Annotated in this window: 20 protein-coding genes; 16 read left to right on the forward strand and 4 right to left on the reverse strand. The window is 65.0% G+C overall.

The window, feature by feature from the left end; translation table 11 throughout:
• The first annotated feature begins 11 nt into the window (after positions 1–11).
• From DPM33_RS09690 to DPM33_RS09715, 6 genes are all read left to right on the forward strand, one after another.
• Positions 12–1,109 carry an ABC transporter ATP-binding protein gene (locus DPM33_RS09690; RefSeq protein WP_112097166.1) on the forward strand — a complete coding sequence of 366 codons (1,098 nt, stop codon included), beginning with the start codon at positions 12–14 and terminating at the stop codon, positions 1,107–1,109.
• Positions 1,106–2,419 carry an extracellular solute-binding protein gene (locus DPM33_RS09695; RefSeq protein ID WP_112097167.1) on the forward strand — a complete coding sequence of 438 codons (1,314 nt, stop codon included), beginning with the start codon at positions 1,106–1,108 and terminating at the stop codon, positions 2,417–2,419. The genes DPM33_RS09690 and DPM33_RS09695 overlap by 4 nt, the downstream gene beginning before the upstream one ends.
• Positions 2,419–3,324 carry a carbohydrate ABC transporter permease gene (locus tag DPM33_RS09700; RefSeq protein WP_112097168.1) on the forward strand — a complete coding sequence of 302 codons (906 nt, stop codon included), beginning with the start codon at positions 2,419–2,421 and terminating at the stop codon, positions 3,322–3,324. Before DPM33_RS09695 ends, DPM33_RS09700 begins: the two co-directional genes overlap by 1 nt.
• Entirely contained in the window at positions 3,321–4,139 is an 819-nt protein-coding gene (locus tag DPM33_RS09705; protein WP_112097169.1) for a carbohydrate ABC transporter permease, read from the forward strand. The genes DPM33_RS09700 and DPM33_RS09705 overlap by 4 nt, the downstream gene beginning before the upstream one ends.
• Before the next feature lie 64 nt (positions 4,140–4,203).
• Positions 4,204–5,196 (forward strand): inositol 2-dehydrogenase, encoded by a 993-nt coding sequence (gene iolG, locus DPM33_RS09710; RefSeq protein ID WP_112097170.1) that lies wholly within the window; start codon positions 4,204–4,206, stop codon positions 5,194–5,196.
• A 32-nt stretch (positions 5,197–5,228) separates the two neighbouring features.
• The gene (locus tag DPM33_RS09715) at positions 5,229–6,167 is read left to right on the forward strand and encodes a sugar phosphate isomerase/epimerase family protein (protein WP_112097171.1); all 939 of its coding nucleotides are present in this window, start codon (positions 5,229–5,231) and stop codon (positions 6,165–6,167) included.
• Positions 6,168–6,230: 63 nt separating this feature from the next.
• Here the strand turns inward: DPM33_RS09715 and DPM33_RS09720 are convergent, their stop codons facing one another.
• A complete protein-coding gene (locus DPM33_RS09720) occupies positions 6,231–7,340 on the reverse strand; it encodes a Gfo/Idh/MocA family protein (RefSeq protein WP_112097172.1) in 1,110 nt (369 codons plus the stop codon).
• Positions 7,341–7,499: 159 nt separating this feature from the next.
• Here DPM33_RS09720 and DPM33_RS09725 point away from each other — a divergent pair, with 159 nt between their 5' ends.
• The 10 genes from DPM33_RS09725 (at position 7,500) to phnN (ending at position 17,238) form a co-directional block, all read left to right on the forward strand.
• Entirely contained in the window at positions 7,500–8,345 is an 846-nt protein-coding gene (locus DPM33_RS09725) for a MurR/RpiR family transcriptional regulator (RefSeq protein ID WP_167449006.1), read from the forward strand.
• 153 nt (positions 8,346–8,498) lie between these two features.
• On the forward strand, positions 8,499–10,433 hold the full coding sequence (locus DPM33_RS09730; protein WP_112097174.1) for a bifunctional 5-dehydro-2-deoxygluconokinase/5-dehydro-2-deoxyphosphogluconate aldolase: 1,935 nt from the start codon (positions 8,499–8,501) through the stop codon (positions 10,431–10,433).
• A gap of 37 nt (positions 10,434–10,470) precedes the next feature.
• A complete protein-coding gene (iolD, locus tag DPM33_RS09735) occupies positions 10,471–12,315 on the forward strand; it encodes a 3D-(3,5/4)-trihydroxycyclohexane-1,2-dione acylhydrolase (decyclizing) (RefSeq protein ID WP_112097175.1) in 1,845 nt (614 codons plus the stop codon).
• A gap of 36 nt (positions 12,316–12,351) precedes the next feature.
• Positions 12,352–13,266, forward strand: coding sequence for a myo-inosose-2 dehydratase (gene iolE, locus DPM33_RS09740; protein WP_112097176.1), 915 nt, complete (start codon positions 12,352–12,354; stop codon positions 13,264–13,266).
• An 81-nt stretch (positions 13,267–13,347) separates the two neighbouring features.
• A complete protein-coding gene (locus DPM33_RS09745) occupies positions 13,348–13,560 on the forward strand; it encodes a DUF3329 domain-containing protein (protein ID WP_112097177.1) in 213 nt (70 codons plus the stop codon).
• 16 nt (positions 13,561–13,576) lie between these two features.
• Positions 13,577–14,389, forward strand: coding sequence for a 5-deoxy-glucuronate isomerase (gene iolB / locus DPM33_RS09750; RefSeq protein WP_112097178.1), 813 nt, complete (start codon positions 13,577–13,579; stop codon positions 14,387–14,389).
• Complete coding sequence (locus tag DPM33_RS35795) at positions 14,371–14,580, forward strand: hypothetical protein (RefSeq protein WP_146770223.1); 210 nt, start codon at positions 14,371–14,373, stop codon at positions 14,578–14,580. The genes iolB and DPM33_RS35795 overlap by 19 nt, the downstream gene beginning before the upstream one ends.
• A gap of 55 nt (positions 14,581–14,635) precedes the next feature.
• Positions 14,636–15,343, forward strand: coding sequence for a DUF1045 domain-containing protein (locus tag DPM33_RS09755; RefSeq protein ID WP_112097179.1), 708 nt, complete (start codon positions 14,636–14,638; stop codon positions 15,341–15,343).
• Between the two features lie 132 nt (positions 15,344–15,475).
• The gene (locus tag DPM33_RS09760) at positions 15,476–16,615 is read left to right on the forward strand and encodes an alpha-D-ribose 1-methylphosphonate 5-triphosphate diphosphatase (RefSeq protein ID WP_112097180.1); all 1,140 of its coding nucleotides are present in this window, start codon (positions 15,476–15,478) and stop codon (positions 16,613–16,615) included.
• On the forward strand, positions 16,612–17,238 hold the full coding sequence (gene phnN / locus DPM33_RS09765; RefSeq protein ID WP_167449007.1) for a phosphonate metabolism protein/1,5-bisphosphokinase (PRPP-forming) PhnN: 627 nt from the start codon (positions 16,612–16,614) through the stop codon (positions 17,236–17,238). The genes DPM33_RS09760 and phnN overlap by 4 nt, the downstream gene beginning before the upstream one ends.
• A 162-nt stretch (positions 17,239–17,400) precedes the next feature.
• Here the strand turns inward: phnN and DPM33_RS09770 are convergent, their stop codons facing one another.
• The 3 genes from DPM33_RS09770 to DPM33_RS09780 are packed head-to-tail and all read right to left on the reverse strand — an operon-like array spanning position 17,401 to position 19,703.
• The gene (locus tag DPM33_RS09770) at positions 17,401–18,216 is read right to left on the reverse strand and encodes an ABC transporter ATP-binding protein (RefSeq protein WP_112097181.1); all 816 of its coding nucleotides are present in this window, start codon (positions 18,214–18,216) and stop codon (positions 17,401–17,403) included.
• The gene (locus DPM33_RS09775) at positions 18,216–18,953 is read right to left on the reverse strand and encodes an ABC transporter permease (RefSeq protein WP_342634326.1); all 738 of its coding nucleotides are present in this window, start codon (positions 18,951–18,953) and stop codon (positions 18,216–18,218) included. Before DPM33_RS09775 ends, DPM33_RS09770 begins: the two co-directional genes overlap by 1 nt.
• Before the next feature lie 3 nt (positions 18,954–18,956).
• Complete coding sequence (locus tag DPM33_RS09780; RefSeq protein ID WP_245442061.1) at positions 18,957–19,703, reverse strand: ABC transporter permease; 747 nt, start codon at positions 19,701–19,703, stop codon at positions 18,957–18,959.
• Positions 19,704–19,820: the final 117 nt, after the last annotated feature.

Below are 19,820 nucleotides of genomic sequence, written 5' to 3' on the forward strand. Positions count from 1 at the left end.
CGGGGAGGGCGATGAGTTCGGTTCTGTACAAAAACGTGGTCAAGAATTTCGGCGCGCTCAACGTGCTGCGATCGCTCGACCTTGCCGTGCCGGACCATAAATTCCTCGCCCTCCTCGGTCCATCGGGCTGCGGCAAGACGACGGCGCTGCGCATCCTGGCGGGGCTCGACATGCCGACATCCGGCAAGGTGTTCATCGGCGAGCGCGACGTCACCCGGCTGCAGCCGCGCGACCGCGACATCGCCATGGTGTTCCAGAGCTACGCGCTCTACCCGCAGATGACGGTCGCCGAGAACATCGGCTATCCGCTGTGGATCCGCGGCACGCCGGACGCCGGGCGCAAGACCAAGATCGGCGAGGTCGCCGCCATCCTCGAAATCGGCCATCTGCTCGACCGCCGGCCGCGCCAGCTCTCCGGCGGGCAGCGGCAGCGCGTGGCGCTGGCGCGCGCCATCGTGCGCGATCCGGCGGCCTTCCTGATGGACGAGCCGCTGTCCAATCTCGACGCAAGGCTCAGGCTCACCATGCGCGGCGAGATCAAGCGGCTTTGCCAGCGCCTCAGCGCCACCACCATCTATGTCACCCACGACCAGGTCGAGGCGCTGACCATGGCCGACCTCGTCGCCGTCATGCATGGCGGCGAGCTGCAGCAGATGGCGCCGCCCATCGACATCTACGACCGCCCGGCCAACCGCTTCGTCGCCACCTTCGTCGGCAATCCGCCGATGAACATCCTGCCGGCGGCGCTTTCCGAGCAAGGCGTGATGGTGGGCCGCAAGGTCGTCCCGCTGGAACGGACGCGGCTCACCGCGTGCCGGCTGGCCGAGATCGTCGAGATCGGGCTTCGGCCCGAAGATTGCAGCGTCGCCCAATCGGATGCGCCGGATGCGCTGCCCGGCGAAATCTACGTCGTCGAACCGATGGGCAACGAGACGCTTGTCAATGTGCGGCTCGACGGCGGCAACGTCTCGGTCCGGGCCGGGCGCGATTTCCGGGGTGTGGTGGGTGAAAGCATCGGCGTCGCCTTCGACCCGGCGAACGCCTGTTTCTTCAATTCGGCCGGCCTCACCGCCGTCCACAGGGTCAACAACAATGGGAGAGTGACATGATGCATTCCAGCAGACTTACTCGCCGCTCCGTCATCAAGGGCGGGCTCGGCCTGGCCTTGGCGACCACCGCGCTGACCACGCTCGGCCTGCCGCTGCCGGCCCGCGCCGCCGGCAAGAAGGTGATCATCGGCGCCTTCGCCGACGGCGGACTGACGCCGTTCAAGGAAAAGATCATCCCGCTGGCGAAGGAAAAGGGCTTCGACATCGAGTTCCTCGAGGACGAATACGGCGTGACGTTGGAGAAGTGGTTCGCCGATGCCCAGAGCGGCGCCGGCCAGTACGACCTCTATCTGCTCGACGATCCGTGGGTGCCGCAGTTCGGCGCCGCCAACGTGCTCGAGGATCTCGGCGCCGGTGGCATCGATGCGACCGACAAGGACTGGATCGGCTCTATGATCGACATGGGCTACTGGCCACCGCAGCAGGGGCCGCGCGTCAAAGGCTTCGAGAACGCCAAGCCGACGCTGATCTGCGTGCCTTTCGTCGGCGATTTGCAAACGCTCACCTATCGCAACGACGTCTTCACCGGCGGCGCGCCGAAGACCTGGGACGAGGTGATCGCCAAGGGCAAGGAAGGCGTCGCCGCCGGCAAGATCAAATATCCGGTCGTGTTCCGCGGCGTCACCGGCAACCCGATCGTCACCAGCTGGTATCCGATCTTCCTGTCGTTCGGCGGCTCGTTCTTCGACGACAAGTGGAACCCGATCTTCAATTCGGCGCAAGGCAAGGCTTCCGCCGATTTCTTCGTCGGCACGATGAAGCAGAACACGGCGAGCGGCGTGGTCGAGTTCGATTCCGACCAGGAGGGCGCGGCGATCCTGGGCGGCGATGCCGGCGCCATCATCCAGTATTCGGGCAACGCGCTGAAGGCCGACGATCCGGCGCAGACCAAGGTCGCCGGCAAGCTCGATTTCGGCGTCGTGCCGAAGCAGGAAAAAGCGATCGCGCAGATGGGCATCTTCATCGCCGGCGTGCCGAAATCGGCGCCCAACAAGGCGAACTCGATCGAGTTCCTGAAGTGGTATGTCAGCGCCGAAACCCAGGCGAAGCTGTCGGAAGCCGGCTCCATTCCCGTCAAGCGCAGCGCCTTCGGCATCGCCAAGCCCGGCAACCGGCTGATCCCGGTCGCGCTGCAGCAGCTCGACGCCGGCGCGCTGCCCAGGCCGCGCACGCCGGACTGGGCGAAGGTCGAGGAACTGCTCGGCATCGAGCTCAACAAGGCGCTGCAGGCCGGCTCCGGCGGCGGTGCGGCGCTCGACACGGCGGCCAAGCAGGTCAAGGACTATCTGACCACGGCCGGTTACTACTGATGCAAGCGGGCACGCAGGCGCGCAAATATCGCCTGCAGGGGGCGGGGCTCGACCTCGCCCTCCCCTATCTCATGCTGGCGCCGGGCCTGACGATCGTGCTCGGCGTGCTGGTCTATCCGCTCTGGGATGGGCTGCGCGCCAGCGCAAAAGCCTACCGCTACGGCTCGCCGGTCGCCGATGTCGGCCTGCAGAACTATCTGCGTCTGTGGAGCGACGCGCAGTTCCTGAATTCGCTCTGGGTCACGGTGAAGTTCGTCGCGCTCTCGGTGTCGTTCGAGGCGGTGCTGGGCTTCGCGCTGGCGCTGTTTTGCCTGCACGAATTCCGCGGCATCCGGCTGCTCAGGACCGTGCTGATCATCCCGATGGTGGTCACGCCCGTCGTCGTCGCCATCGTCTTTAGGCTGATCTATGCCAGCGACGCCGGCATGCTGACGGCGCTGTCGGAGGCGATGGGCGGCGGCGCGGTGCAGATCCTCGGCAATCCGCTCAATGCCTTCATCGGGCTGGTCGTGCTCGACGTCTGGGAATGGACGCCGCTGATGTTCCTGATCCTGCTCGCCGGGCTGCAATCGCTGCCGCACGAGCCGTTCGAGGCGGCGCGCGTCGACGGCGCCGGCGCCTGGCGCGTCTTTGCCGACCTCACCTTCCCGATGATGCGGCCGGTGCTGGCGGTGGCGATCGTGCTCCGCACCATCGACGCCTTCGGCACTTTCGACCAGGTTTTCGTGCTGACCCGTGGCGGGCCGGGCGAAGCGACGCGGCTGATCTCGATCTACGGCTACGACACCGCGTTCAAGTTCCAGCAGACCGGATATGCGGCGGCGCTGTTCGTGACGATCGGCCTCGTCGTGCTCGCGCTCGCCTTCAGCGCCATCAGGCTCCTGCGCAGGGTCGACGCGTCATGAGCACCCGTATGGCGCGCATCCTCACCACCGTCTTCGTGCTGGCCGTCGTGCTGTTGCCGATCTACTGGCTGGTCTCGACCTCGCTCAAGTCGAACCGCGAGATCACCCAGGAAGGCACGCTCTACCCGCATGTGCCGACGCTCGACAATTACGTGCGGCTGTTCACCGAAAAGCAGTTCGGCTCCTACCTGACGAACTCGCTGGTGGTGACTTTCTTCTCGGTCGCCATCGCGCTCGCCGTCGGCGCGATGGGCGCCTATGCGATCGCCAGGTTCCGCCTGCCTTTTGCCGCGGAGCGCAAGGTCGGCCTGTTCCTTTTGACGCTTCGCATCATTCCGCCGGTCGTCATCCTAATCCCGGTCTATCTCCTGATGCTCAGCCTCGGCCTGCTCGACAGCTGGCTCGGCCTGATCGCCACCTACACCGCCTTCAACGTCACCTTCTGCGTCTGGATGATGGAGAGCTTTTTCCGCGAGATCCCTGTCGATCTCGAGGAGGCCGCGATGGTCGACGGCGATTCGCGCTTCGGCGCCTTCCGCCGCATCACGCTGCCGCTGGCGGCGCCGGGGTTGGCGGCCACCGCCATCTTCGCCGTGCTGGTCACCTTCAACGAGTTCCTCTTCGCGCTGGCGCTGACGGCGACGCCGCGCGCAATGACCATGCCGCGCGGCACCGCGACGCTGATCGGCCGCATCGACACCGACTGGGCCTCGATGTCGGCGGCCGGCGTCATCGGCGCGCTGCCGATCGTCTTCTTCGCGCTCCTGGTGCAGCGCCATCTGGTGCGCGGGCTCACCATGGGCGCGGTGAAATGAATGCCGCGCGGGCAATTGAACCGGCCGCTCCGCCAAGGCGCGGCCCGATAGGAAAGTCGAACGCATGATGGATGTCTGTCTGTTCGGAGTGGGGCTGATCGGCCGTGTGCATGCGGGCAATCTGGCGCGCCACCCAAAGGTGCGGCTGCGCTACATCGTCGATCCCAATCGCGAGGCGGCGCAGAAGGTCGCCGCGGTTACCGGCGCCGAGATCGCCGACACCGAGACCGTGATGAACGATCCGGCAGTGAAAATGGTGTTCATCGCCTCGGCGACGCGCACCCATGCCGAGCTCGCCATGGCCGCGGCGGCGAAAGGCAAGGCGATCTTCTGCGAGAAGCCGATCGATCTCGACCTCAAGCGCACCGACGAATGCCTGGCCGCGGTGGCGAAGGCCGGCGTGCCTTTCCAGATCGGCTTCAACCGTCGCTTCGATCCGAGCTTCCGGGCGCTGAAGGAGCGCCTCGACGGCGGCGAGATCGGCGCCGTCGAGCAGGTCATCATCACCAGCCGCGACCCCGAGCCCGAAACCGAGGAAGCGCTGGCCGGAGGGGGGGGCGTCTTTCGCGAGATGACGATCCACGACTTCGACATGGCGCGCAACATGCTCGGCGAGGAGCCGGTGGAGCTGTTCGCGACCGGCTCCTCGCTGGTGGCGCCGCAATACGGGAAGCTCGGCGACTACGACACCGCGATGTTCATCCTGCGCACCGCGTCGGGCCGGCAATGCCACATCAACAACAGCGTCAGGGCCGCCTATGGCTACGACCAGCGCATCGAGGTGCATGGCGCCGACGGCATGCTGCAGGCAGGCAACCGGCTGCCGACCTCGGTGGAAATGTATGGCGGTACGGGCATATCGCGCGACAAGCCCTATTACTTCTTCGTCGAACGCTATGCGGAATCCTACGCCGCCGAGATCGATCACTTCATCACCTGCGTCGAAACCGGCGGGAAGCCGGCGGTTACCGCCAGCGACGGCCGCAAGGCGATGATCCTTTGCGAAGCGGCCATCGCGTCGGCCCGGTCCGGCCGGTTCGAGCCGGTAAAGCTCTGAGCGGATGACCTGAAGGCAAGCGGGAGTCCCAAATGAAGATTGGCATGATCACCGACAGCCTGGGCAACCTGTCCTTCGACGAGATGCTGCGCGCCTCGGCCGAGCTCGGGCTGGAGACGCTGGAATTCGCCTGCGGCAACTGGTCGTCGGCGCCGCATATCGATCTGACGGCGATGCTGGACAGTGCCGCGACCCGCGCCGAATTCGTCGCCAAGGTCCGCGACCACGGGCTGACGATCGCGGCGCTCAACTGCTCGGGCAACCCGCTGCATCCGGGACCGCAGGGCAAGAAGCACCGCCAGGTGACCGAGGACACGATCCGGCTGGCGAGCCTGATGGGCATCGACCGCGTGGTGATGATGTCCGGCCTGCCCGGCGGGCCCGGCGATGCCAACCCCAACTGGATCATCACCGACTGGCCGCCAGAATGCGCCGACATCCAGCGCTACCAGTGGGACGATTGCATCATCCCCTACTGGCGCGATCTGGTGAAATTTTCGAACAATCTCGGCATCGGCAAGCTGTGCCTGGAATTGCACGGACATCAGGCCGTCTACAATGTCCAGACCTTGTTCCGCCTGCGCGATGCGGTCGGCGAGACCGTCGGCGCGAACTACGATCCGAGCCATCCGATGTGGATGGGCGCCGATCCCCTAGCCGCCGTGCGCAAGCTTGGCTCCGCGATCTACTATGTCCACGCCAAGGATACGCGCGTCGAGCCGGTGCCGGCCGGCATCGACGGCGTGCTCGATGCGCGTCCGCCAAATCACTATGCCGAAAGGGCCTGGAACTACATCACGCTGGGCTACGGCCATGGCGAGACCTGGTGGCGGCAGTTCTGCACCGCCCTGAAGCAGGCCGGCTACGACGACGTGCTGTCGATCGAGCACGAGGACATGATGCTGTCGCCGATGGAAGGCATGCGCAAATCCGTGGCGCTCTTGCGCAACGTCGCCATCAATCTGGCCTGAATGCCCGGGTCCGATCTCGAATTAGAGCGCCGGCCGTCACATCGGTCCCGACGCTTGGCTCGATTACCTCACATCGACCCAGCGCTGTTCCTGGAACGAGCGCGCCATCGCATGCACGGTGCGCTCGATCTCCAGCCCCTCGTCGAAGTCGATGATGCGGGCCGGGTTGCCGGCGATGCGCATCAGCAGCTCGCGGCATTCGATCATCTTGAGGTCGTTGAAGCCGAGGCCGTGGCCGGGCGCCGGCAGGAAGGAATCGTAGGGCTTGTGGTGCGGTGCGACCAGGATGGTGCGGTAGCCCTGCTCGGTCGGCCGGTCGGCGGTGAGGTAGAGCTGGAACTCGTTCATCCGCTCCTGGTCGTAGAGGATCGAGCCCTTCGAGCCGAAAATCTGGATGGCGATACGGCCCTTGCGGCCCCAGGCCGAGCGGTTGACCAGCAGCGTGCCGGCCACGCCGTTTTCGAGATGCATCAAGACGCTGGCGATGTCGTAGGTCTCGACGGTGCGGCGGCCGCCGGAAGCGAGTTTGCGGTCGGCATAGGGCTTCGCCATGTCGCACATCACCCGGCCGACACGGCCGAACAAAACCTTGATCAGCGACAGCGGATGCACGGCGAAATCGTCGAGCGCGCCATAGCCGGAAGCCGCCTCGTGCTTCCAGAAGAACAGTGCCTCCGGGTCGGCCATGAAATCCTCGTCCATCTCGATGCGCACGAGGTTGACGTCGCCGATGATCTTCTCTTCCAGCAGCGCGCCGATGTGGCGGATGGCGGGGTTCTGGATGTAGTTGTAGCCGAGCACCGCGACCTTGCCCGATTGTTTGGCGGCCTTCGCCATCGCCTCGGCCTCGGCAAAGCTCGGCGCCATCGGCTTCTCGCACCACAGATGCTTGCCGGCTTCGAGGATGGCGATCGCCATTTCGGGATGGAACTGGTTGGGCGTGGTCAGCGAGACGATTTCGACCTCCGGATCGTTGACCACGGCGCGCCAGTCGCCGGAGGCTTTGGCGAAGCCGAACTCGCCGGCCTTGCGCCTGGCAAGCTCGTCATTCACCTCGCCCAGGTGCACCAGCCTCGGCTTGTCGACGTCGGGGAAGACGGTGCCCACCGCGTTCCAGGCGATGGCGTGGCACTTGCCCATGAAGCCCGTGCCGATGAGGCCCACTCCGACCATGTCGATCGTCTCCGAGATAAGGAAAGAATTGGTCTGGATGAATTAGTCCATTTTCCTAAAGAATGGAACATCCAAATCATTTTTTATGGTGTTCTTGCGCGAACTCGCTATGATGAGGCAGGAGAGGGACAAAACCTTATGGGCGCTGACGGAGCGACGATGGACGAACGGGTGCCTCGCGATTTCGAAACGCTGCGCGCGACCATCCTGGACAGGCGCGCCAGCCTGCCCAAACGCATCGCGCAGATCGCCGCCTACGCGCTCGACAATCCCGACGACATCGCCTTCGGCACGGCGGCCAGCATTGCAGCTTCGGCCGGCGTGCAGCCCTCGACACTGATCCGTTTTGCCCAGCAGCTCGGCTTCGACGGCTTCACCAGCCTGCAGCAGGTCTTCCGCGAGCGGCTGCGCGAGCGCAACTCCTCCTATGACGAGCGGCTGGCGGCGCTGCGCGCCAAGGCCGAGGACGGCGGCGGCCACCGGGCGATCTTCGACGGTTTCGTCGCCGCCGCCAGCACGTCGCTGGGCGATATTTCGCGGTCGCTCAACGATGCGCATTTCGAGGAGGCGGTGGCGCTTCTGGCGAAGGCCGAGACCATCTATGTGCTGGCCAGGCGCCGCTCCTATCCGGTCGCATCCTACATCGCCTACGCGCTGGGCAAGCTCAAGATCCGCAACCAGTTGGTGGAATCGGCCGCCGGGCTGAACGCCGAGATGATCGGCTTCGCCACGCCGCGCGACGCGGTGATTGCCATCAGCTTCTCGCCTTACGCGCCCGCGACCATCGACGAGACGCGCGCGATCGCCGAACAAGGCGTGCCGATCGTGGCGATCACCGACTCATCCTTCTCGCCGCTGGCGCAATTCGCCAAGGTCTGGTTCGAGGTCGCCGAGGCCGATTTCGGCGGCTTCCGTTCGATCTCGGCGACCATGGCGTTGGCCATGGCGTTGACCGTCGCCGTCGGCGAGAAGCGCCGCGAAGCCGGGCGTCGGCGCAAGGGCTGAGCCTTCAGACAAGCGCTTTTCGCTTCGGGAACGCTCATTCCATATTGACTACAGATTGGAATTAATATTTCATATTGATGGCGCCACGCCGTCGCTTGCGCGTGCTGTCCAAAACGACGCTGCTCTGCATAACAAGGCCGATGGGAGGTTCGAATGGGCGAAGCCGTGGAAGGGAAATACCCGCCGCTCGACGTCATCACTATCGGCCGCGCCTCGGTCGATCTCTATGGCCAGCAGACCGGCTCGCGGCTGGAGGACATCGCCTCTTTCGCCAAGTCGGTCGGCGGCTGCCCGGCCAATATTTCCGTCGGCACGGCAAGGCTCGGCCTGCGCTCGGCGCTGCTGACGCGCGTCGGCGACGAGCAGATGGGCCGCTTCATCCGCGAGCAGCTTCGGCGCGAGGGCGTCTCGGTCGACGGCTTGAAGACCGACAAGGAACGGCTGACGGCGTTGGTCCTGCTCTCGGTCGAGAGCGAAGGCGTCTCGCCGATGATCTTCTACCGTTCCGACTGCGCCGACATGGCGCTCGCCGAAGAAGATATCGACGAGGCCTTCATTGCCTCGGCGCGCTCGGTCGTCGTCACCGGCACGCATTTTTCTCGCCCCAATTCGGATGCCGCGCAGCGCAAGGCGATCCGCCTGATGAAAGCCAAGGGCGGCAAGGTCGTCTTCGACATCGATTACCGCCCGAACCTTTGGGGCCTCGCCGGCCATGCCGAGGGTTTCGAGCGCTACGTCAAATCCGACCGCGTCTCGGCGCAGCTGAAGACCGTGCTGCCGGATTGCGATCTCATCGTCGGCACCGAGGAGGAGATCATGATCGCCTCGGGCGCCGACGATTGCCTGAGCGCGCTGAAGACCATCCGCGCGCTGTCTTCGGCCACCATCGTGCTGAAGCGCGGCGCCAAGGGCTGCATCGTCTATGACGGGCCGATCAGCGACGACCTCGAGGACGGCATCGTCGGCAAGGGTTTTGCGATCGAGATCTACAACGTGCTCGGCGCCGGCGATGCCTTCATGTCGGGCTTCCTGCGCGGCTGGCTGGGCGGCGAAAGTTTCGCCACGGCCGCCACCTGGGCCAATGCCTGTGGCGCCTTCGCCGTGTCGCGCCTGCTCTGCGCGCCGGAATATCCGACCTTCGAGGAGCTGCAGTTCTTCCTCAAGCACGGCAGCAAGCATCTGGCGCTGCGCAAGGACGAGACGATCAACCACATCCATTGGGCGACGACGCGCAGGCGTGACATTCCTTCGCTGATGGCGCTGGCCTGCGATCACCGCGTCCAGCTGGAAGACGTCGCGGCGAAAGTCGGCGCCGACGCCGCGCGCATCCCCGACTTCAAGGTTCTTACCGTCAAGGCGGCGGCCAAGGTGGCCGCCGGCCGCGACGGTTACGGCATGCTGATCGATGAGAAATACGGCCGCGACGCGATGTTCGAATTCGCCCGCCATCCCTTCGCCTGGCTCGGCCGCCCGGTCGAATTGCCAGGATCACGGCCGCTGCGCTTCGAATTCTCGCAGGATATCGGCTCGCAGCTCATCGAATGGCCGATCGACCATTGCATCAAATGCCTGTGCTTCTATCACCCGGACGACCCGGAAGCGCTAAAGACCGAGCAGCAGCAGAAGATCAGAGCTTTGTTCGAAGCCGCGCGCAAAGTCGGTAGGGAACTTCTCGTCGAGATCATCGCCGGCAAGCACGGCAAGCTCGACGACACCACCATTCCGCGCGCGCTGGAGGAGCTCTACGCGCTGGGCATCAAGCCCGACTGGTGGAAGCTCGAACCGCAGGCCTCGGCCGGCGCCTGGGCGAAGATCGAACAGGTGATCGTCAAGAACGACCCGTGGTGCCGCGGCGTCGTGCTGCTCGGGCTGGAGGCGCCGCAGGACGAGCTGGTCGCGGCGTTTGCCGCAACGAGCAACGCGCCGATCGTCAAGGGTTTCGCCGTCGGTCGCACCATCTTCATCAATGCCGCCGAACAATGGCTGGCCGGCAAGATGTCAGATGACGAGGCGATCGCCGACATGGCCGCTCGCTTCGAACAGCTGACGGAGGCGTGGCTTGCCGCGCGCGGCCGCAAGGCCGCATAAGAAGAACGGCGCCAACGAAAGCCGGAGGAAACGACAAATGATCAAGACCGTTCGCCTGACGATGGCGCAGGCTGTTACCCGCTTTCTCAGCCGCCAGATGACCGAGATCGACGGCAAGCAGGTGCCGATCTTCGGCGGCGTGTGGGCGATCTTCGGCCACGGCAATGTCGCGGGCATCGGCGAGGCGCTCTACCAGGTGCGCGACGAGCTGCCGACCTTCCGCGCCCATAACGAGCAGGCGATGGCGCATGCGGCGATCGCTTATGGCAAGGCCAATTTCCGGCGCCGCTTCATGGCCGCGACCACTTCGATCGGCCCCGGCGCGCTGAACATGGTGACGGCTGCCGCGCTCGCTCACGTAAACCGGTTGCCCGTCCTGTTTTTACCGGGCGACGTCTTCGCCAACCGGCTGCCCGATCCGGTGCTGCAGCAGGCCGAGGATTTCTCCGACGGGACGGCGAGCGTCAACGACTGCTTCCGTCCGGTATCTCGCTATTTCGACCGCATCACCCGGCCGGAGCAGATCATCCCGGCGCTCAACCGCGCCATGCAGGTGCTGACCGATCCGGCCGAATGCGGCCCGGTGACGTTGTCGCTCTGCCAGGACGTGCAGGCCGAAGCCTATGACTATCCCGAAAGCCTGTTTGCCGAGCGCGTCTGGACGCCGCGCCGGCTGCGCCCGGACCGCAATGAGCTGGCGGCAGCCGTCGCGGCGCTGAAGGGGGCGAAGAAGCCGCTGGTGATCGCCGGCGGCGGCGTCCTCTATTCGCAGGCCTCGGACGAGCTCGCCAAGCTGGTGCAGGGCGCCGGCATTCCGGTCTGCGAGACGCAGGGCGGCAAGTCCGCCTTGCCCGACGACCATCCCCTCAACATGGCGGCGGTCGGCGTCACCGGCACCTCCGCGGCCAACCGGCTGGCGGAGGAAGCCGATGTCGTGCTTGCCGTCGGCACCAGGCTGCAGGACTTCACCACCGGCTCCTGGGCGCTGTTCAAGAATGCCGGCCGCACCATCATCGGGCTCAACACGCAGGTCTTCGACGCCGGCAAGCACTGGGCGCTGCCGCTGGTCGCCGACGCGTCCGAGGGGCTCGCCGAGCTTTCTGCCGCGCTGAAGGGCTGGAAGGCGCCGTCCGCCTGGACCGACAATGCGCTGAAAGGCAAGACCGACTGGCAGGCCGCCGCCGCCAAGGTGACGGCGTCGACCAACGCCGCCTATCCTTCGGACGCGCAGGTGATCGGCGCCGTGCAGCGCGCCATGGGCTCGGGCGTCACCTTGCTGCATGCCGCCGGCGGGCTGCCCGGCGAATTGCACAAGCTCTGGCAGGCCGGCGCGCCTGGCTCCTACCATGCCGAATACGGCTTCTCGACCATGGGCTACGAGATTGCCGGCGGGCTCGGCGTCAAGATGGCGAAGCCCGACCAGGAGGTCGTCGTCATGGTCGGCGACGGCTCCTATTTGATGCTGAATTCCGAGATCGCCACTTCGGTGATGCTCGGCCTGAAGCTCACCGTCGTGCTGCTCGACAATCGCGGCTATGGCTGCATCAACCGGCTGCAGATGGCGACAGGCGGGGCCAACTTCAACAATCTGCTCAAGGACTCGCGCCACGAGATTCTGCCTGACGTCGACTTTGCCGCGCATGCGGCGAGCCTCGGCGCCGTCGCCGAGAAGGTGGCCTCGATCGCCGAACTGGAGACGGCGCTGGGCAAGGCGAAGAAGACCGACAAGACGACGGTGCTGGTGATCGACACCGATCCGCTTGTGTCGACCGAGGCAGGCGGTCATTGGTGGGATGTCGCCGTGCCGGAAGTCTCGTCGCGGCCGCAGGTGAACGCCGCGCGCAAGAAATATGAGGAAGCCGTGGGCAGCCGCCAGGGCTGAACCGGCCTCGCAACGAACCGACATTGGAGTGACGACTTGAAAGCCAAACTGGGCATGTCCCCCATCGCGTGGTGGAACGACGATCTCGTGGAATTGAGCGACGACGTGTCGCTGGAGGAATGCCTGCGCCAGTCGCGCTCGGCCGGCTTCACCGGCATGGAGATGGGCCGCCGCTTCCCCAACGACCCGAAGGTGATGCTGCCGATCCTGAAAGAGGCCGACGTGACGCTTTGCGGCGGCTGGTTCTCCGGCACGCTCGTCAACGAGGATCTGGCGAAGAACAAGGACCGCATCCAGCCGATGATCGACCTGTTCAAGGCCGTCGACGCGCCCTGCATCGTCTATGGCGAGGTCGGCCGTTCCATCCAGGGCGATCGCTCCAAGCCCCTGGCCACCAAGCCGAAGCTCACCGGCGACGAAATGAAGGCCTATGGCCGCCGCGTCACCGAATTCGGCGAATGGTGCGCCGAGCAGGGCATGCCGCTCTCCTACCACCACCATATGGCGGCGGTGGTCGAGACCGAGCCGGAGGTCGATTCCTTCATGCACCATTCCGGCGAAGGCATCCCGCTTTTGCTCGACGCCGGCCATCTCGCCTTTGCCGGCGGTGACGTGCTGCGCGCCATCGACAACCACCACAAGCGCATCAACCACGTCCATGTGAAGGACGTGCGCATGGACGTCATCGACGGGCTCGACCGCTCGAAACAATCCTTCCTCGATGCCGTGGCGCTCGGTGCCTTCACCGTGCCGGGCGATGGCTCGCTCGATTTCGGCGCCATCGTCCAGCGTTTCGCCGATCACGGCTATGAGGGCTGGTTCGTGGTCGAGGCCGAACAGGATCCGAAGAAGAACCCGCCGCTGAAGATGGCTCAAGTCGGCCACAAGGAGCTGATGCGGGTGATGACGGCCGCCGGCTATACGGTCGAGACGCAAGGGTTCCCGGCCTGAACGGTGGATTGGCCATGAATGATGGATTAGTCGGGGCGTCCGGTCTATCTGATACGCTTTGGGCAATCCTGGATTGGCGCGATGAAAGACTATGAGCATCCCTTCTTCCGGCCGCTGTGGCGACGCATCGCCGTCGTCGCGGTCTGCCTGATCTGGTCGGTGATCGAGTTCGCCTCCGGCACGCCATTCTGGGGCGTCATCGCGCTCGGCTTCGCCGGTTATGCTGTGTGGCAGTTTTTCTACCTCTACAAGCCGGTTGAGGAGACCAAACCTCCGGCCGAGCCGAAGGAATGATCTAACGGAGCTCCCTATGTCGAAACTGCTCGTCAAGGCCGACAAAGGCCACGGCCACGTCGCTCACGTCACGCCGCAAAGCGCCGGCTGGACTTATGTCGGGTTCGATCTGCATCGGCTGAAGCCCGGCGAGACGGCGTCCGGCAAGACCGGCGACCGCGAGGTCTGCCTGGTCTTCGTCACCGGCAAGGGCAAGGCTTCGGCCGGCGGCAAGGATCTCGGCCTGCTCGGCGAGCGCATGTCGCCCTTCGAGGGCAAGCCATGGTCGGTCTACGTGCCACAAGGCTCCGACTGGTCGGTGACGGCGGATACGGAACTGGAGCTCGCCGTCTGTTCGGCGCCGGGCTTGAGCGGCGGCCTGCCGGTGCGCGTCATCGGGCCCGACGATCTCGGCCAGGAAGTGCGCGGCAAGGACACCAACACGCGCTACGTCACCAACATCCTGCCGGAAGGCAAGCCGGCGGATTCGCTGCTGGTGGTGGAGGTCATCACGCCCGGCGGCCACACCTCCAGCTATCCGCCGCACAAGCACGACCAGGACAATCTCCCCCTGGAATCCTATCTCGAGGAGACCTATTACCATCGCCTCAACCCGCCGCAGGGCTTTGCCTTCCAGCGCGTCTACACCGATGCCGACCGCAACGGGGTGCGCGAACTGGACGAGGCGATGGCGATCGAGGATGGCGATGTCGTGCTGGTGCCGAAGGGCTATCACCCCTGCGCCGCCTGCCACGGCTACGACCTCTATTATCTCAACGTCATGGCCGGCCCGAAGCGGACGTGGAAATTCCACAATGCGGCCGAGCACGAATGGCTGATGAAGGCCTGATCAAGCAGCTCGGCAAAGCCGTTGGTCCAGTCGGGAAAAATCGTCGGCTAACGACCTTGCGGCTGGACTTGCCTTCGAAAACCCATGAAAGCTTCGTCAATCCGTCATGGAAATCACCTATGGCAGCGGGTCTGATGCATGTCGCCGCAAGCGCTGACGCGTTTTGGGACACGACTTGCCAAAAACAATGACTTGAAGCGCGTCGCATACTCCTTCGGGCGCAGCGCGCTTTGATGAGGACCGTTCATGCGCTACGCCATCTACTACACCCCGAGGCAGGACGAGGCTCTGGCGCGCATTGCCGCCAACTGGCTGGGCCGCGATCCGTTCGGCGCGGCGACGCGGCCGGTCGAGGCCGTGGGTGATCTGTCGGCGGCGGAAGTCGCCTTCCACACCGCCTCGGCGAGGCGTTACGGGTTCCATGCAACGCTGAAGGCGCCGTTCCGGCTGGCGCCGAACGAGACGGAAGCCTCGCTGCGCGCCGCGCTCGACACCTTTGCCGAAGCGACGCCGCAGGTCGTCGTTCCGCGTCTCGTCCTCGGCCAGATCGACGGCTTCTTCGCGCTGGTGCCGGAGACCCAGTTCGCGCCGCTCAACGGCTTCGCCGGCGAGGTGGTGCGCGCCTTCGATCGCTTCCGCGCGCCGCTGACCGAGGCCGAGATCGAGCGCCGCAGCCCGGACGCACTGAAGCCGGACGAGTTCCGCAACCTCTGCCAATGGGGCTATCCTTACGTCTTCGACACGTTCCGCTTCCACATGACGCTGTCGGGACGCGTCGGGCCCCAGGAAAGCCTGCGTCTTCGTGCAGCGATCGACGGATTGTTCGCCGACGTGCTGCGGCAGCCGGTGCCGGTGGATGGGTTGACATTGTTCGTCGAAAACGAGCCCGGCGCCCCGTTCATGGTGCTTTCCCACCATGCGCTTGGCCGTGGCCCGGCCCGCAAGACCGCCTAGGGCGGATCAGCGGAAACGCTGAACCGCCCTATCTCTTTGATTTACGCAATTCCGAACGGAAAACCGCAAAACACTTTTCCTGGAATTGCTTTGGATGACCGCTGACAGACCGCTCGAGATAGGACGCCTGAGATGACCGCCGAAACAATTCTCACCAATGCCCGCATCGTGCTGCCCGACGAAATCGTCGAAGGCTCGCTCCTGTTGCGCGATGGCCTGATCGCCGCCATCGAGCCGGGTGCCGCCCGCACCGGCGAGGATATGGGCGGCGACTACATCATCCCGGGCCTCGTCGAACTTCACACCGACCATCTCGAAGGCCATTACGCGCCGCGCCCTAAAGTGCGCTGGAACCCGATCGCCGCCGTGCTTGCCCATGACGCGCAGGTCGCGACCGCCGGCATCACCACCGTGCTCGACGCCTTGCGCGTCGGCATGGACGAGGATGCCGACCTCACCTCCGACGACATCCGCAAGCTCGCCGACGCGATCGAGGACAGCGTGCGCGAGGATCGCCTGCGGGCCGATCATTTCATCCATCTGCGCTGCGAAGTCTCGGCGCCGGATTGCCTCAAGGCATTCGCCAATTTCGAGACCGACGAGCGGGTGAGGCTTGCCTCGCTGATGGACCACGCGCCCGGACAGCGCCAGTTCGTCAACCTCGAGACCTATGCCTATTACTATCAGCGCAAGCTGAAGCTGACCGATCAGGACTTCAAGAAGTTCTGCGAAAAGCGGATGGGCGAATCGGCCCGCAATTCCGGCCCGAACCGCGTCTTCATCTCGGCGGCCTGCCATGAGCGCGGCATCGTGCTGGCCAGCCATGACGACGCCACCGCCGGCCATGTCGACGAGGCGATCGAACAGGGTGTGCGCGTCGCCGAGTTCCCGACGACCGAAGAGGCGGCCAAGGCTTCGAAGGCAGCCGGCCTCGGCGTGCTGATGGGCGCGCCGAACGTCATGCGCGGCGCTTCGCATTCCGGCAACGTCTCAGCGCGCACGCTTGCCGCCGACGGCCTGCTCGACATCCTGTCGTCGGACTACATTCCCTTCAGCCTGATCCAGTCGGCCTTCTTCCTCGGCGATGTCGTCGAGGGCATAACGCTGCCGCAGGCCGTCGCCATGGTGACGAAGAACCCGGCCGAGGCAATCGGGCTTGCCGATCGCGGCGTCATCGAACCCGGCCGCCGCGCCGATTTGGTGCGGGTGCGCCTCGACGACCATGTGCCGGTCGTGCGCACCGTGTGGCGTCAGGGCGGCCGGGTCGCATGATGGTCTCGGCTTTGATCGAGCGCGAGCTGGCCGAAAGCCTGCCGATCCGCAACGGCGTCTTCGTCGCGGTGGTCGGCCCGAGCGGCGCCGGCAAGGATACGGTGATCGGTTATGCCAAGGCGCATTTTGCCGGCGAGACGCGGCTGGAATTCGTGCGCCGCGTCATCACCAGGCCGAGCGACGCGGCGAGCGAGGACCACGATACGCTGGCCGATGCCGCCTTTGCCGAAGCGGAAGCCGACGGCGCCTTCTCACTTTGCTGGGACGCGCACGGCCTGCGCTATGGCCTGCCGGCCGATGTCGACTGGGCCGTCGCGAACGGCCATGTGGCGGTCGCCAACGTCTCGCGCGCCGTCATCCCGGCGCTGCGTGAACGCTACGCCAATCTGGCCGTGGTCGAGATCACCGCCACGCCGGAGATCCTCGCCGAGCGGCTGGCGGCGCGCGGCCGCGAATCGCGCGGCGAAGTGCTCGCGCGCCTGGCGCGCAGCACCAGCGTCAAGCTGACGGGGCCGGACGTGACCTCCATCGACAACAGCAGCGACAAGCAAATCGCCGGCGAACGCTTCGCCGAGGTGCTGCGCAAGGCGATGGCGTTCTCGGACCTGTCGGACATGATCTAAGATGTGCTGATATTCAGGTGAGGCCGGCCTGCAAATGGCGGCTTCCTGCGCTTCCGGTGCTCACGTACGAAAAGTACGCTCCGCTCCGGTTCTCGGAAGCCACCACTTTCGGCTCGGCCTGACCTGAATCTCAACACATCTTGGTGCCGAGCAGCCCGGTCTTCACTTGTTGAAGTTGGCGATGAACTGCTTGAACTGCGGCGTCGGCGGCTTGGCGAACATTTCCTTCGGTTCGCCAACCGAATCCACCTCGCCCTTGTGCAGGAACATCACCTTGCTCGATACGTCGCGGGCAAAACCCATTTCATGGGTAACGACGAGCATGGTGCGGCCTTCTTCGGCGAGCGAGCGCATGACGCGCAGCACCTCGCCGACCAGCTCCGGATCGAGCGCCGATGTCGGCTCGTCGAACAGCATGACCTTCGGGTTCATCGCCAGCGCCCGCGCTATGGCCGCGCGCTGCTGCTGGCCGCCCGACATGTGCGGCGGATAGTAGTTGCGCCGCTCCCATATGCCGACGCGCTTCAACAATGCCTCGGCCTGTTCCAGGCATTCCGCCCGCGGCCGCTTCAGCACATGCGTCGGCGCTGCGACGAGGTTCTCGAGCACGGTCATGTGCGACCAGAGATTGAAGCTCTGGAAAACCATGGCGAGGTTGGCACGGATCCGTTCCACCTGACGGATATCGGCCGGCATCTGGCGGCCATCCCGTGCCTGCTTCATCCGGATTAACTCGCCATCCACCCGCACTTCGCCGGAGTCCGGCGTCTCCAGGAGGTTGATACAGCGCAGCATCGTGCTCTTGCCCGAGCCCGAGGAGCCGAGAATCGAAATGACATCGCCCTTGTGCGCCTCGAGCGAAATGCCCTTGAGCACCTCATGATCGCCGAAGCACTTGCGCATGTCCCTGACGCTGATGGCGGACTTGTCTTCCGGGGACGGTGCCGCTTTCGCGGCAGCGGCGACATTTGCCGACATCACAACACCTCCGGGACGGGTTTGATTTGCTGGCTCTGCTCAGGCGGGGGACGCAGATGCGGCGAAAGCCGGTATTCGACCCAGGCGAACAGCCGGGCGATCGACAAATTGAGCAGCAGGTAGATCACGCCGGCGCAGGTCAGCACCTCGATCGGCCGGAACGTGTCGTGCTGGATCTTCTGCGCCGTTCCCATCATCTCCATGATGGTGACCACGGAAGCGAGCGCGGTTGCCTTGGTCATCAGGATGATTTCGGTCGAATAGGCCGGCAGCGCCAGCCGCAGCGCGATCGGCAGCGTGACAAGGCGGAAGCGGGTGAACGCCGGCATACCGAACGCCTTGGCCGCCTCGATCTGGCCGACGGGCACCGCCCGCAGCGCGCCGCGGAAAATCTCGCTCTCATAGGCGGCCGTGTTCAAGGCCATGGCGACGATCGTGCAATACATCGGATCGCGCAGGATCGGCCACAGTATCGGGCTGTGGCGAACGAAATCGAACTGGGAGAGCCCAAAATAGATCAGATAGAGCTGCACCAGCAGCGGCGAGCCGCGGAAGACGAAGACATAGGCGCGGGTGAAATATTCACCCAATTTGTGGCCGGAAGCCCGCAGCCAGGTCAGGCCGGTGGCGATGATGAGCCCGAAGGCGATGCCGAAGAACCAGATTTCGAGCGTCAGCGGCAGCGCCTTCAGGACGCTCCACATGGTCGAAAGGTAGAAATCAAAATCCACCGTCACCTCTCACTTCGGCCGCGTGAAACTGCGCGAGGTGTAACGCTCGGCCTTCTCGAAAATCGGCGTCGAGACCGAGGTCATCACCAGGTAAAGGATGCCGGCGACCGTGTAGAAAAGCAGCGAATGGTGCGTCGAGCGCGCCGCCTTGTTCGCCGTCAGCATCAGCTCGGCGACGCCGGTAACCGAGATCAAAGCCGAATCCTTGATGGTGAGCTGCCAGACATTGCCCAGTCCCGGCACCGCCAGGCGCAGCACCTGCGGCATTATCACGAGGCGAAAACGCTGGAAGGCCGACATGCCGTAGGCGCGGGCCGCCTCGAGCTCGCCGCGATGGATGGCGAGGAACGAGCCACGGAAGACCTCGGCCTGATAGGCGCCGGAAATGATGCCGACCGCGAGAACGCCGCCGAGGAAGCTCGGCATGTTTAGAATATCCGTCGAGCCTATCGATCCGGTCGACCGCGCGACGCCGGTCAGGACCTGCGTGCCGCCATAGTAGAAAAGATAGATGATCAGGAGTTCCGGTTCGCCGCGGAAGACGGTGGTGTAGCTCTCACCGATAAACCGCAACCCGCCGCGAGGCGAAAGCTTGGCCGCCGCCACCAGCGACCCGAGCATCGCGCCGATCAGCATCGAGACCATGGTGACGGCGAGCGTCCAGGCGATGCCCCAGAGCAGCTGCACGCCCCAGCCGGCGGCCAGCAACTCATAGGCCGTCGAAAACTGCGCCTGCAGATCGCTGAGAAACTCCACGTACGCCTCCCTCCCGGCGCCGGTTGCTTATCTTAAAGCGCGTCGCGTCGAAACGGAATCAGGCGACGCGCTTTAAGTCTCTGTTCTGGTGCATGTCGTTCTCCCAAAACCGCATGC

Source organism: Mesorhizobium hawassense (assembly GCF_003289945.1).
GTDB classification, from domain to species: domain Bacteria; phylum Pseudomonadota; class Alphaproteobacteria; order Rhizobiales; family Rhizobiaceae; genus Mesorhizobium; species Mesorhizobium hawassense.